Origin of the sequence: Apilactobacillus ozensis DSM 23829 = JCM 17196 (assembly GCF_001435995.1) — a bacterium.
Lineage (GTDB): Bacteria > Bacillota > Bacilli > Lactobacillales > Lactobacillaceae > Apilactobacillus > Apilactobacillus ozensis.
On the sequence record NZ_AYYQ01000035.1, the window covers coordinates 1 to 14,360 of the forward strand.

Annotated in this window: 11 protein-coding genes and 1 tRNA gene; 10 read left to right on the forward strand and 2 right to left on the reverse strand. The window is 34.2% G+C overall.

Going from position 1 to position 14,360, the window contains the following annotated elements:
- Positions 1-179: 179 nt before the first annotated feature.
- The 5 genes from uvrB to whiA are packed head-to-tail and all read left to right on the forward strand — an operon-like array spanning position 180 to position 7,905.
- The gene (gene uvrB, locus FD06_RS05475) at positions 180-2,192 is read left to right on the forward strand and encodes an excinuclease ABC subunit UvrB (protein ID WP_056966926.1); all 2,013 of its coding nucleotides are present in this window, start codon (positions 180-182) and stop codon (positions 2,190-2,192) included.
- A 12-nt stretch (positions 2,193-2,204) separates the two neighbouring features.
- Entirely contained in the window at positions 2,205-5,060 is a 2,856-nt protein-coding gene (gene uvrA / locus FD06_RS05480; protein ID WP_056966615.1) for an excinuclease ABC subunit UvrA, read from the forward strand.
- Positions 5,061-5,077: 17 nt separating this feature from the next.
- Complete coding sequence (rapZ, locus tag FD06_RS05485) at positions 5,078-5,962, forward strand: RNase adapter RapZ (protein ID WP_054657747.1); 885 nt, start codon at positions 5,078-5,080, stop codon at positions 5,960-5,962.
- Complete coding sequence (locus FD06_RS05490) at positions 5,959-6,954, forward strand: gluconeogenesis factor YvcK family protein (RefSeq protein ID WP_056966617.1); 996 nt, start codon at positions 5,959-5,961, stop codon at positions 6,952-6,954. The genes rapZ and FD06_RS05490 overlap by 4 nt, the downstream gene beginning before the upstream one ends.
- A gap of 6 nt (positions 6,955-6,960) precedes the next feature.
- Positions 6,961-7,905, forward strand: a complete 945-nt coding sequence (gene whiA, locus FD06_RS05495; RefSeq protein ID WP_054657745.1) for a DNA-binding protein WhiA — start codon at positions 6,961-6,963, stop codon at positions 7,903-7,905.
- A 49-nt stretch (positions 7,906-7,954) separates the two neighbouring features.
- On the opposite strand, the gene clpP is transcribed toward whiA, so the two are convergent.
- Together clpP and FD06_RS05505 are read right to left on the reverse strand one after the other, a co-directional pair.
- The gene (gene clpP / locus FD06_RS05500; RefSeq protein ID WP_054657744.1) at positions 7,955-8,548 is read right to left on the reverse strand and encodes an ATP-dependent Clp endopeptidase proteolytic subunit ClpP; all 594 of its coding nucleotides are present in this window, start codon (positions 8,546-8,548) and stop codon (positions 7,955-7,957) included.
- A gap of 112 nt (positions 8,549-8,660) precedes the next feature.
- Positions 8,661-8,732: transfer RNA gene (locus FD06_RS05505), tRNA-Arg, on the reverse strand.
- Between the two features lie 222 nt (positions 8,733-8,954).
- Here FD06_RS05505 and gap point away from each other — a divergent pair.
- From gap to FD06_RS05530, 5 genes are all read left to right on the forward strand, one after another.
- Positions 8,955-9,965 carry a type I glyceraldehyde-3-phosphate dehydrogenase gene (gap, locus tag FD06_RS05510; RefSeq protein ID WP_054657742.1) on the forward strand — a complete coding sequence of 337 codons (1,011 nt, stop codon included), beginning with the start codon at positions 8,955-8,957 and terminating at the stop codon, positions 9,963-9,965.
- 167 nt (positions 9,966-10,132) lie between these two features.
- Positions 10,133-11,347, forward strand: coding sequence for a phosphoglycerate kinase (locus tag FD06_RS05515; protein WP_054657740.1), 1,215 nt, complete (start codon positions 10,133-10,135; stop codon positions 11,345-11,347).
- A gap of 143 nt (positions 11,348-11,490) precedes the next feature.
- Entirely contained in the window at positions 11,491-12,246 is a 756-nt protein-coding gene (gene tpiA / locus FD06_RS05520) for a triose-phosphate isomerase (protein WP_056966619.1), read from the forward strand.
- Positions 12,247-12,356: 110 nt separating this feature from the next.
- Positions 12,357-13,676 (forward strand): phosphopyruvate hydratase, encoded by a 1,320-nt coding sequence (gene eno / locus FD06_RS05525; RefSeq protein WP_056966621.1) that lies wholly within the window; start codon positions 12,357-12,359, stop codon positions 13,674-13,676.
- A gap of 118 nt (positions 13,677-13,794) precedes the next feature.
- Positions 13,795-14,360: hypothetical protein (locus FD06_RS05530; protein ID WP_056966622.1), on the forward strand; the 566-nt coding region annotated here is incomplete at its 3' end.

The following is a 14,360-nucleotide window of genomic DNA, read 5'->3' on the forward strand; positions in this document are numbered from 1 at the left end:
AAATAACCCCCAAATTATTGAACATTTTATTGTCCAACTTTTGGGGGTCACTTCATCAACTCTTTTTATTTTGTAGTTTAGTTTGAGATAAGATTAGTGTAGAAAGTATGTTCGTATGTTAAAATGTTTCTGAATAATTTTCGGATAACTTTCATTAAAATTTGAGGAGGTCTTTTTTGGTGGAGATAAAGCGACAAAATAATCTTAAATTTGACTTAGTTTCAAAATATAAACCTACAGGTGATCAACCAGAGGCTATTAAGCAGCTTAGTAAGGGGATTAAAGATGGCAAAAAATCACAAGTTTTACTGGGGGCTACTGGAACCGGTAAAACTTTTACAATTTCAAATGTAATTAAGAACGTTAATAAACCAACTTTAATTTTGTCACATAATAAAACCTTAGCTGGTCAGCTTTACAGTGAGTTTAAAGAGTTTTTTCCTAATAACGCAGTTGAATATTTTGTTAGTTATTATGATTACTATCAACCTGAAGCATATGTTCCATCTAGTGATACGTATATTGAAAAAGACTCCTCAATCAATGATGAAATTGATAAATTACGCCATGCTGCTACCAGTTCACTTTTAGAACGAAACGATGTAATAGTAGTTGCCTCAGTTTCTTCTATTTTTGGGTTAGGTGACCCTAAAGAGTATTTTAAAAATACGATTATGTTAAAAGTAGGCGAAACTTTAGAACGGGACGACTTATTAAGAAAATTAGTTGATATTCAATTTGATCGTAATGATATTGATTTTCAACGTGGTCGTTTTAGGGTACGTGGTGATATTGTGGATATTTTTCCTGCGTCTGGTGATGAAAATGCTTATCGAATTGAATTTTTTGGCGATGAAATAGATTCCATTAAAGAAATTGATACCTTGACTGGAGAAGTAGTTGCTAGTGATCCAAAAGTGATTATCTTCCCAGCAACTCATTTTTTGGCTAGTGATGACAATATGAAACACGCACTGACTGGAATTAAAAAAGAAATGGAAGAACAAGTAGCTAAATTTGAAAAAGAGGGTAAGCTTTTAGAAGCTCAAAGATTAAAGCAAAGAACTACTTATGATATCGAAATGATGGCTGAAATGGGCTACACCAATGGAATTGAGAATTACTCTAGATACATGGATCGTCGTAAACCTGGAGAACCGCCATACACATTGTTAGATTTCTTTCCGGATGACTTTTTACTAGTTGTTGATGAATCACATCAAACCATCCCACAAGTTGGTGGAATGTATAATGGTGATAAGGCTCGTAAAGAACAATTAATTAAGTATGGTTTTAGATTGCCTAGTGCACTTGATAATCGTCCTTTAAAATTACCAGAGTTTGAAAAAAGAATTAACCAGGCCATTTACATGTCAGCAACGCCTGGTCCATATGAGTTAGAGCACACTAATCCAGACGATGTCGCTCAACAAATTATTAGACCAACGGGATTATTAGATCCAACCGTAAAAGTCAGACCAATTATGGGCCAGATGGATGATTTAGTAGGTGAAATTAATCAAAGAATGGACGTCAATGAAAGAACATTTGTTACCACTTTGACTAAAAAAATGGCTGAGGATTTGACAGATTATCTCAAAGAGTTAGGTATAAAAGTTCAATATCTACATTCTGACGTAAAAACTTTAGAGCGAACTAAAATTCTTCGCGACTTACGTTTAGGGAAGTTTGACGTGTTAGTCGGTATTAATTTACTTCGTGAGGGAATTGATGTACCAGAAGTATCGTTAGTAGCGATTTTAGATGCTGATAAAGAAGGTTTTTTAAGAAATGAACGCTCCTTAATTCAAACCATTGGTCGAGCTGCTCGAAACGAACATGGTTCGGTTATTATGTATGCGGATACGGTTACTAAATCTATGGATAAGGCAATTAAAGAAACTGCTAGACGTAGAAAAATTCAAAATGCATATAATGTTGAACACCACATTACACCGCATACAATAAAGAAACCTATACGTGACTTAATTAGGTATGGTGAAAAAATAGATTCTGATGCTGGTAGTGATACTTTTGTAGAATCAGATTTTCAAAAAATGTCTGCAAAAGAACAATCAGAGTTATTGGATAATTTACAAAAACAAATGCAAAATGCTGCTAAACAATTAAATTTTGAAGAAGCAGCTTCATTAAGGGATGCAATAGTTAAATTAAAAGGTGAAATGGATTAGTGAGGTGTTTTTTTGTTAGATAAAAATATAGTTATTCGTGGTGCGCGCGCCCATAATTTAAAAAATGTTAATGTTACCATTCCTAAAAATACTTTGACGGTAATGACAGGATTATCTGGTTCCGGGAAAAGTTCCTTGGCTTTTGATACTTTATATGCCGAAGGACAAAGAAGATACGTAGAAAGCCTATCTTCATACGCTAGGCAGTTCTTAGGTCAAATGGATAAGCCTGATGTTGATTCAATTGAAGGATTGAGTCCAGCAATTTCTATTGACCAAAAAACAACTTCTAAAAATCCGCGTTCGACGGTTGGAACGGTTACGGAAATTAATGATTACTTTAGATTACTGTGGGCACGTGTAGGGACACCATTTTGTCCTAATGATGGAACTAAAATCACGAGTCAGTCAATTGACCAAATGGTTGATGAAATTATGCAATTACCGGAACGAACCAAATTGCAAATTCTTTCGCCAATAGTTAGAGATCGAAAGGGTCAACACAAAAAAGTTTTAGATAAAGTTAAAAAAGAGGGCTTTGTTCGAGTTAGAATCGATAATCAAGTTTATGGTGTTGATGATGAAATCGAATTAGATAAGAATAAACGTCATAATATCGATATCGTGATTGACCGAATTGTTGTTAAATCAGGTATTAATTCGAGACTATCTGATTCTTTAGAAACTGCTCTCAGATTAAGCGGAGGTTACGCAACTTCTAATGTTTTAGACGAAAATATTGATGATTTATTATTTTCTGAACATTATGCTTGTCCACTTTGTGGTTTCACAGTTAGTGACTTAGAGCCAAGGTTATTTTCTTTTAACTCACCGCTCGGAGCTTGTCCAGATTGTGATGGGCTAGGTAGTAAATTAGAAGTTGATGCGGATTTGATTATTCCCGATGATACTAAAACTTTAAATGAAGGTGCTATTGACCCTTGGAACCCAATTAGTTCGCAGTTCTATCCACATATGCTAGAACAAGCATGTAAGGCCTTTAAAATTGATATGGATACACCTTATAAGCAGTTAACTAAAAAGCAAAAAGATTTATTGATGTATGGTTCTGGTAATAAGGAATTTCATTTTCATTATAAAAGTGGTTTTGGTGGCGTCAGGGACACAGATGCGCCTTTTGAAGGTGTCATTAATAATATTGACAGACGATACCATCAAACTAATAGTGATTTTACTAGAGAACAAATGAAGAAATATATGACAGAATTAACTTGTCAAACATGTGGTGGATATCGACTAAATCGTGAAGCACTAAGTGTGAAAGTAAATGACATGAGCATTAGCGAAGTATCTGCGTTTAATGTAGCTAAGGAGCTAAAATTTTTTGAAAGTTTGCGGTTTAGTCCAAAAGACCAAGTGATAGCGAAACCAATTTTAAAAGAAATAATTGATCGTCTAACTTTTCTAAAAAATGTTGGATTAGACTACTTAACTTTATCTAGATCTGCTAGCACGTTATCTGGAGGTGAAGCCCAAAGAATTCGTTTGGCGACACAGATTGGTTCTAATCTATCCGGAGTCTTGTATGTATTAGACGAACCATCCATTGGTTTACACCAACGCGATAATGCACGTTTAATAGCTTCATTAAAGGCTATGCGCGATTTAGGAAATACACTAGTAGTAGTAGAACATGATGAAGATACGATGTTTGCGGCTGACTATATCGTCGATGTAGGACCAGGAGCTGGTTCCAATGGTGGTAAAATTATGGCTGCTGGGACGCCCAAAGAGGTTAGTCAAAATGATGAATCAATTACTGGTCAATATTTATCTGGTAAGAAGTTTATTCCAGTACCACTAAAAAGACGCCAGGGTAATGGTAAAAGTATAAAAATTAAAGGTTCTCAGGAAAATAATTTGAAAAATATTGATGTTAAATTTCCGTTAGGACAACTAGACGTAGTTACTGGCGTTTCTGGTTCCGGGAAATCGACATTAGTTAATCGAATTTTGAAACGTGCATTGGCTCAAAAATTGAACCATAATTCTGAAAAACCTGGTAAGTATAAATCAATCTCTGGATATAAAAATATTGAAAAAATTATTAATATTGATCAAAGTCCAATCGGCAGAACTCCACGTAGTAATCCAGCTACTTATACAGGGGTATTTGATGATATTAGAGAACTATTTGCCCAAACTAACGAGGCTAAGTTAAGAGGATATCAAAAGGGTCGATTTAGTTTTAATGTTAAAGGTGGTCGTTGTGAAACTTGTCATGGCGATGGAATTCTAAAAATTGAAATGAATTTCTTGCCGGATGTCTACGTGCCATGTGAAGTATGTCATGGTAAAAGATATAACGCTGAAACTTTGGAAGTGGAATATAAAGGTAAAAATATTGCTGATGTGTTGGATATGACTGTAGATGATGCTTTAATATTTTTCAATGCAATTCCTAAAATAACTAGGAAATTGGAAATTATTCAAGAAGTTGGACTAGGCTATGTTAAGTTAGGTCAATCAGCTACAACGCTTTCCGGTGGTGAAGCACAAAGAATGAAACTATCTTCTGAACTTTACAAAAAATCAAATGGAAATAATATGTATATTTTAGATGAACCTACGATTGGTTTGCATACAGATGACGTTAAACGATTATTAGCAGTACTACAAAAACTAGTTGATAATGGTAATACGGTATTGATTATTGAACATAATTTAGATGTTATTAAATGTGCGGACTATCTAATTGATTTAGGTCCAGAAGGTGGAGATGGTGGTGGAACTATCATCGCTGAAGGTACACCGGAAGAGGTTTCTAAAGTTAAAAATAGTTATACTGGTAAGTATTTATTGCCAATTTTAGAAAGAGATACTAAACGAACTAAGCAACATATGTAATTAACGGAGACTATATTATGAAATTTAAAGAAAAATTAGTTGTAATTACTGGGATGAGTGGAGCTGGAAAAACCGTTGCGGTACAAGCTTTTGAAGATATTGGATATTTTTGTGTGGATAACATGCCCCCCTCGTTGATACCAAAATTTATTGAATTAATTCATTCATCTGGTAAAATTCATAAAATTGCGTTAGTCATGGATTTACGCTCACAGGTGTTTCACAATGAAATTGTGGACACCCTTTTTGATTTATCGAAACCATCGAATGATTTTCACGTTATGTTTTTAGATGCTAGTAATGACGTTTTAGTTTCTCGTTATAAGGAAAAACGACGTTCGCATCCGATGGATCGACAGGGTAGAATTTTAGATGGAATTGTCAAAGAACGTAGTCTTTTAAATAATATTAAGGGCTTTGCTCAAGAAGTTCTTAATACTAGTAGCATGTCACCTAATCAATTACGTAAAAAAATTCAAAATCAATTTAATGATAATAATGATAATTCGATGGACATCCAAATTATGTCGTTTGGGTTTAAGTATGGTTTACCAGTAGATGCTGATTTAGTTATGGATGTTAGATTTTTGCCAAACCCATATTATGAGGATAAATTAAGGTATTTGACGGGCAAGGATAAGCCAGTATATGATTATGTATTTGAGCAACCAGATACGGGGAAATTTTATACAAAGTTGTATGATTTGCTTAGCTATTTGGTGCCTAGATATGAAAAAGAAGGTAAACCGAGTTTAACAATTGCCATTGGGTGTACTGGTGGCCAGCATCGCTCCGTTGCAATTGTTGAGAAATTAGCTAGTGATTTGTCAGGTGACTTTAATAATATTCACGTTAGTCATCGCGATTTAAGTAAATCTGAAGGGACGGTTAATGCTAAATGAAAAGTCCTTTAAAGCAAAAAAAACCTAAAGTAGTAGTTATTGGTGGCGGTACAGGACTACCAGTAGTATTAAGTGAATTAAAGAACAGACCAGTTGACATTACAGCGATAGTGACAGTTGCTGACGATGGTGGTTCTTCAGGAAAGCTAAGAAAATGTGCTGGAGCAGTTCCGCCAGGAGATATTAGAAATGTTTTAGTAGCACTATCTACTTTACCTAAAGCTCAATTAGATATTTTTCAACATCGTTTTAATAAGGATGATGGTTTTTTGGCGGGGCATGCATTGGGAAACTTAATAATTACTGCACTCTCCGAAATGAATAGTGGAATTTTAGGAGCGATAGAAGAATTAAGCAAATTAATGCATATTTCCGGTCGAGTTTTACCAGCCAGTGATAATACCCTAACGTTAAGCGCTGAGTTTTCAGATGGTACTAAAATAAGTGGAGAATCAGAAATTACACATGCCAATAAGGTAATTAAAAACATTAAACTATCAGTCAAAAATAGTGATGATTTACCGCAAGCTAATCCTGAAGTAATCGAAGCTATTTTAGATGCTGACCAAATTGTCTTGGGCCCGGGAAGTGTTTTTACCAGCATTTTACCCAATTTGATAATTCCTAATCTAAAGTCGGCAATTCTAAAATCTAGTGCTAAAGTAGTGTACATTTGCAATATTATGACGCAAAAAGGTGAGACAGATGGTTTAACTGACGCCGACCATGTTAAGCTTTTAAATAGTTATTTAGGTGATGAATTTATCGATGTAGTTTTGGTTAATCAAACTCCAATTCCTGATAAATATATCGACAAGAAAAAATGGGATGAGATAGCTCAACCAGTTATTCATGATGCTAATGGCTTAGAATTACAAAAATGTAAATTTATCTTAGATAATTTTTTAAAACTGGAAAATAACGGAGCTTTTCATGATGGTGTAAAAGTTACTGCACAATTAATGAATCTTTTAAATGAAGAAGGGAAGTGAAAACACTTGTCTTATGCTAGTGAAGTAAAGAAAGAATTAACTACATTGGATGTACATTTAGCAAATGCCAAAGCGGAATTAATTGCACTCATTAGAATGAATGGATCCATATCAATTAGTTCCCATGAGATTATTTTAAATATTCAAACTGAAAACCCTGCTATTGCCCGTAGAATATACAAATTAATTTTAAAGTTCTATGAAGTTGAAAGTAAATTAATTGTTAGAAAGAAAATGAAATTGAATAAGAATAATCTCTATATTGTTCGAATAAAAGATCAAACTAGGTATATTCTTGATGATTTGGGTATATTAAGTAATACTTTGCAACTTTTAGAAAGAGTGCCAGCGGAATTATTAGAGAACGACTCAGAAGTACGTTCTTATTTAAGAGGTGCTTTTTTGGCTAGTGGGTCAGTGAATAATCCAGAAACTTCCCGTTATCATTTAGAAATTTATTCTTTATATGAAGACCATAATGAGATGATTTCTGAAATGATGAACACATATGGGCTAAATTCTAGAACAACAGAAAGACGTAGTGGGTATATTACCTACTTAAAAGAAGCGGAAAAAATAGCTAATTTCTTGCAATTAATTGGGGCTACTAACTCAATGCTAAAATTTGAAGACGTGCGAATTATGCGCGATATGCGTAATTCGGTTAATCGCCTTGTAAATTGTGAGAACGCTAATATGAATAAAGTGGCTAACGCATCTACTAAGCAAATTGAAAATATTAAATATATTGATCAAACAGTAGGATTGGATAAATTGCCTGAAAAACTTTATGACGTGGCAATTACTCGAATTAACAATAAAGAAGTTAGTTTAAAAGAACTAGGTGAAATATTGCCAAATGGACCTATTTCAAAATCTGGAATTAATCATCGTTTAAGAAAAATAAATGATTTTGCTGAAAACATTAGAAAAGATATTGATTATGCATAAAAAAACACCCAGTCATTAGACTGGGCATTTTTTATTTAAATTTATTATTCTATTTACGTTCTGAACTGTTAGTCATGATGCTATCAATTAGTCCGTAGTCTACAGCTTCTTGAGCTGTTAAGTAATGATCACGTTCAGTATCTTGGTTAACCTTTTCAATAGGTTGTCCAGAATTTTCAGAAAGTAATTCATTAATCATTTTACGAGCGTTTAAAATAGCTTCAGCAGCAATTTCGATTTCAGTTTGTTGACCTTGTGCACCACCAGATGGTTGGTGAATTAATACTTGTGAATGTGGTAAAGCAAAACGTTTACCCTTAGTACCAGATGATGCTAGGACACTGGCCATTGAAGCTGCCATACCCATAACGATAGTTTGAACATCAGCTTTAATGAATTTCATAGTATCGTAGATAGCCATACCAGCGGTGATAACACCACCAGGTGAGTTAATGTATAGGTAAATATCTTTTTCAGAATCTTGGGCGTCCAAGAATAATAATTGAGCAATAATAGTGTTAGCCATATTGTCTTCAATAGGACCGGACAACATGATAATACGGTCTTTTAATAGTCTTGAATAAATATCGTAGGCGCGTTCGCCACCAGATGTTTGTTCAATAACAGTTGGAACTAAAGTCATATTAATTTCCTCCTTGTGTTTTTATTTTCAACACATAACTGTGATGATTTTATCTTATAGGTCAATCAAGGTCAAATATTCTGCCTTTAAATTAATTATACTATAAAATTAATGCACTTGGAGAGAATCGAACTCTCATTATAAGAACCGGAATCTTATGTGCTATCCGTTACACTACAAGTGCAATATACTTAAATTAGAGTATATTAATGGCAGTAAAAATTCAAGTTTTTTAATATAAAAGAATTAATATTTGCAAAGTAAAAAAACCATTGATATACTTATTCATGTACGGAAAATGATTGTATTATTTTGGCTATCGTTTTACATAGTTTAAAGTGGTAATAAGATCCGTACTGCTTAAAAAAATAATATTTATCTTATTTCCTAGAAGGAGGAAAACAGTATGACTGTAAAGATTGGTATTAATGGTTTTGGACGTATTGGACGTTTAGCATTCAAACGTATCCACGAACTAAACTCAAGCGATATTGAAGTTGCTGCTATTAATGATTTAACAACACCTTCAATGCTAGCTTACTTATTAAAATATGATTCAACACATGGTAAATTCCCTGGTGAAGTTTCAGCAACTGACAAGGGTATCGTTGTTGACGGTAAAGAAATTCCAGTATACGCTGAAATGAACGCCGCTGACCTACCATGGGTTAAAAATGATGGTGTTGACTTTGTACTTGAATGTACAGGTTTCTACACATCTGCAGAAAAGTCACAAGCTCACTTGGATGCTGGTGCAAAACGAGTATTAATTTCAGCACCTGCTGGTGACATTAAGACTGTTGTTCCAGAAGTTAACTTGGACTCACTTTCAGCTGACGATAAGATTGTGTCTGCTGGTTCATGTACTACTAGTTGTTTAGCACCAATGGCTTACTGGTTAAACAAAGACTTTGGCCTTAAAGCTGGTACTATGACAACTATTCATGCTTTCACTTCTACACAAGCTATCTTAGATGGTCCTAGAGGTAAGAAGTTCAGAAATAACCGTACTGCTTCAACAAACACTATTCCTCATTCAAGTGGTGCTGCTAAAGCTATCGGTTTAGTAATTCCTGAATTAAATGGTCATTTACAAGGTCACGCACAACGTGTTGGTGTTGTTGATGGTTCATTAACAGAATTGGTTTCTGTTCTAGACAAGAAAGTAACTGCTGAAGACATTAACTCAGCAATGAAGAAACATACTGAAAACAACCCTGCCTTCGGTTACACTGAAGACCCAATTGTTTCATCAGATATTATTGGTGACTCACACGGTTCAGTATTTGATCCAGAACAAACTGAAATCACAGAAAATGGTGATACTCAATTAGTTAAGACCGTTGCTTGGTACGATAACGAATGGGGATTCACATGTAACATGGTTCGTACTTTGTTACACTTTGCTACTCTTTAATTTTAAAGAATTAATTAAATAGCAAGTCGGTGGAGGAGGCAATTGCTTCCTCCATTTTTATATATAAAAACTATTACAGTGTATAAAAGTTTTGAATTTATGATTCAAATGAAGTATATTGTGATAGAAAGATGTTTTACTAATATACTGTTTGGGAGGTATCTAAATTGGCTAAAACAATTATTTCTGATTTAGATTTACAAGATAAAAAAGTATTGATGCGTGTGGACTTTAACGTCCCAGTATCTAACGGAGTTGTGGGTGACGATAATCGTATCGTTGCAGCACTTCCAACAATCAATTATGTTATTGAACATGGTGGAAAGGCTATCTTATTCTCACATCTTGGCAGAATTAAGAGTGAAGATGATAAGGAAGGTTTATCATTACGTCCAGTTGCTGAAAAGCTATCTAAAATAATTGAAAAACCTGTAACTTTTGTTCCAGCTACTGAAGGTAAACAATTAGAAGATGCTATCAACAATATGAATGATGGTGAAGTTGTTCTTGTTGAAAACACTCGTTACGAAGATGTTGTAAATGGTGAACAAGTAAAACGCGAATCTGGTAATGACCCTAAATTAGGTGAATACTGGGCTTCACTAGGTGATTGCTTTGTAAACGATGCATTTGGTACTGCTCACCGTGCACATGCTTCAAATGTTGGTATTGCTAAAGCTATGGAAGCAGCTGGTAAACCAGTTGCAGGTGGTTTCTTAATTGAAAAAGAAATCAAATTCTTAGGTGATGCTGTTAACAATCCAGAACGTCCATTTGTTGCTATCTTAGGTGGAGCTAAAGTTTCTGATAAAATTGGTGTTATCGATCACTTACTTGAAAAAGCTGATAAAATTATTATCGGTGGTGGAATGACATACACATTCTACGCAGCTATGGGACATGAAATTGGTAACTCACTTGTTGAAAAAGACAAGATTGAAGTTGCTAAAAACATTTTAGATAAGGCTGGCGACAAGTTAGTATTACCTGTTGATTCAGTTGTTGCACCAAAATTTGATAACAATGTTGAAACTCAAGTTGTTGGTGAAGACATTCCTGATGGTCAAATGGCATTAGATATTGGTCCTAAGTCAGTTGAATTATTTGAAAATGTTCTAAAAACTGCTAAAACTGTTGTTTGGAATGGACCTATGGGTGTATTTGAAATGAGCAATTTTGCTAAGGGTACTTTAGCTATCGGTAAATTCTTGGGTGATTTAAAAGAAGCAACTACTATCGTTGGTGGTGGTGACTCTACAGCCGCTGTTAAGGAATTAGGTGTTTCTGATAAATTAACTCATATTTCAACTGGTGGTGGAGCTTCTCTAGCTTATCTAGAAGGAGATACTCTTCCAGGTATCGCTGCACTTTCAGATAAATAACATTAAAAAAGCTTGATTATTATCAAGCTTTTTTTTGTTTAAAAACTAAATAACTGTTAATTTTAATATGTATTACTACCATCTCAGAATAGATTGATGTAATCTATTATTACTAGCGCAAATAATTATTAGGGAGGAATATTATGAGAATTCCCTTTATAGCTGGTAATTGGAAAATGAATTTAACATTATCAGAAGCTGAATCTTTCGTAAAAGTAGTTAGAAATCATTTGCCGGTTTCCGAAACATTGGAAACAGCTATAGCTGCTTCGCCATTATTTTTACCTTCAATGGTTAAACTAAGTAAAGGTAGTCCTTTAAAAATTGCTGCTCAAAATTGTTTTTATAAAGATGCGGGTGCATATACTGGCGAAGTTAGTCCGTTATCTTTAAAAGATGTTGGAGTATCTTATGTAATCTTAGGACATTCTGAAAGAAGACGTTATTTTCATGAAAGTAATAAAATGATTAACTTAAAAGCTTTATCTGTGTTGAAAAATGGAATGTCACCAATTATTGGTTGCGATGAAAAAATGAGTAAAATAAAATCTAACAATCATATGAAATGGTTAGATAATCCGGTTTCAGAAGCTTTAAGAAATGTTAAAGCTGAAGATATGTCTAGAGTAATGATTGCTTATGAGCCTAGCTGGGCAATTGGAACGGGTCGAGCTGCTACTAAAGAAGAAGCTGAGGATGGATGTTATTTAATCAGAACTACCATATCAGAACTTTATAGTCCCAAAGTAGCTGATCAGGTTCGAATTTTGTATGGTGGAAGTGTTTCACATAAAAATGTTGCTGATTTAATGGCTTGTCCTAATATTGATGGTGTTTTAGCAGGCAAAGCTAGTTTAAATCCGGACAACTTTTTAAAACTTTTAAATTATAAAAAATAAAAAATGTTGCTTTTATGATTAATTTTTATTGAAACTTTGCGATTAAACTAATAAAATGAAATTAGCCTTGATTTTGTTGAGGTAACAACTTTCATTAAGGAGAGAATAAAATGTCAATTATTTCCGATATTTACGCTCGAGAAGTACTAGATTCTCGTGGAAACCCTACAGTTGAAGTAGAATTATATACCGAATCAGGTGCTATGGGACGTGGAATCGTTCCATCAGGTGCATCTACTGGTGAACACGAAGCCGTTGAATTACGTGATGGTGACAAGAGTCGCTACATGGGTAAAGGTGTAACTAAAGCTGTTGAAAATGTTAACAACATTATTGCTAAGGAAATTGTTGGTTACGATGTAACTGACCAATTAGCAATTGACCAAGCTATGATTAAATTAGATGGTACTCCTAACAAAGGTAAATTAGGTGCTAACGCTATTTTAGGTGTTTCACTAGCTGCTGCACGTGCTGCCGCTGATGAATTAGGTGTTCCATTGTACAACTACTTTGGTGGATTTAATGCACATCTACTACCAACACCAATGATGAACGTTATCAATGGTGGTAAACATGCTAACAACAAGGTTGATTTCCAAGAATTTATGATTATGCCTGTTGGTGCAAAGAGTGTTAAAGAAGCTATCCGTATGGGTTCAGAAACATTCCATAACCTAAAGGCTATCTTAAACGAACAAGGTTACTCAACTGCTGTTGGTGATGAAGGTGGCTTTGCTCCTGACTTGAAGAACAACGAAGAACCATTCGAAATTTTAGTTGAAGCTATTCAACGCGCTGGTTACAAACCAGGTAAAGATGTTTCAATTGCTTTTGACTGTGCTGCTTCTGAATTCTACAATGCTGAAACTAAGAAGTACGAATTAGTTGGTGATGGTAAATCATACTCTGCTGATGAATTTGTTACATTACTTGAAAGTCTAGTTGACAAATACCCAATCATTTCTATCGAAGATCCTTTGGATGAAAACGAATGGGAAGACTGGCAAATGGCTACTAAACGTTTGGGCAAAAAAGTTCAAATCGTTGGTGATGACTTATTTGTTACAAACACTGATTACCTACGTAAAGGTATCAAGATGGGTGTTGCTAACTCTATCTTAATCAAACTAAACCAAATCGGTACTTTAACAGAAACTGTTGAAGCCGTAAGAATGGCTAAAGAAGCTGGTTACACAGCTGTTATCTCACACCGTTCTGGTGAAACTGAAGATACAACTATTTCTGACTTAGTTGTTGCTCTAAATGCTGGTCAAATTAAGACTGGTTCAATGAGTCGTGGCGAACGTATCGCTAAATACAACCAATTAATGAGAATCGAAGACCAATTAGGTAGCGTTTCTGATTACAAGGGTGTTCACTCATTCTACAACTTAAGTGAAGAAGCAAGAGAAAATATTATTAACAAATAATATCTAATTAAAAATTAAAAGCACCATTTGGATTTTTTCCAGATGGTGCTTTTTTAGTTTTTTAAATGGTTTTTTTTCGTATTTACTTCTATAAATAAAATTATAGGAGCAGATAGATATGTTTAATAAAAAATTATGGATTTTTTTAGGAATATTTAGTGGTTTCATTTTTTCATTTAATGTTTCTGCAAATTCGTTTCGATACAATCAAAGAATTATAAAAACCGTGCAAAATTACGATGGGAAGCAGCATCAATTAGTTGAAGATTTTTCAGATTATGACTTAGATGCAAAAAAGATTAATGGTTTTACTTTTGATAAAAGCATTCTTTCTGATAGTCGTTATTGTTATTTTTATACAGGTAATCTTACTAAGTTATACGTCAGATTTATTGATGATAAAAGCAGTTTAATTAAAGAAATTACACTGGACAAAATTTCAGTGGGTGGCGACTACAAAATAGATATTGAAAATTTAGACAGCGAGTTTGAAATATTAGATGCTAGTCAACTTTCAGGAATGGTGACATCTGAAAATCAAACAATTAATATTAATTGTATTAAGTCTCCAAAAGATATTATTTCTGACAAAGAAAGCAACGAGAAAACTGATTCAGGTAATGTAACTCCCGCAGAACCCGCAGAACCCGCAGAACCCGCAGAACCCGCAGAACCCGCAGAACC

Excerpts from the sequence above, each read along its gene's own strand:
- rapZ (WP_054657747.1), top strand. The coding sequence starts at position 5,078 with ATGAAATTTAAAGAAAAATTAGTTGTAATTACTGGGATGAGTGGAGCT.
- FD06_RS05490 (WP_056966617.1), top strand. The coding sequence starts at position 5,959 with ATGAAAAGTCCTTTAAAGCAAAAAAAACCTAAAGTAGTAGTTATTGGT.
- clpP (WP_054657744.1), bottom strand. The coding sequence starts at position 8,548 with ATGACTTTAGTTCCAACTGTTATTGAACAAACATCTGGTGGCGAACGC.
- gap (WP_054657742.1), top strand. The coding sequence starts at position 8,955 with ATGACTGTAAAGATTGGTATTAATGGTTTTGGACGTATTGGACGTTTA.
- tpiA (WP_056966619.1), top strand. The coding sequence starts at position 11,491 with ATGAGAATTCCCTTTATAGCTGGTAATTGGAAAATGAATTTAACATTA.
- eno (WP_056966621.1), top strand. The coding sequence starts at position 12,357 with ATGTCAATTATTTCCGATATTTACGCTCGAGAAGTACTAGATTCTCGT.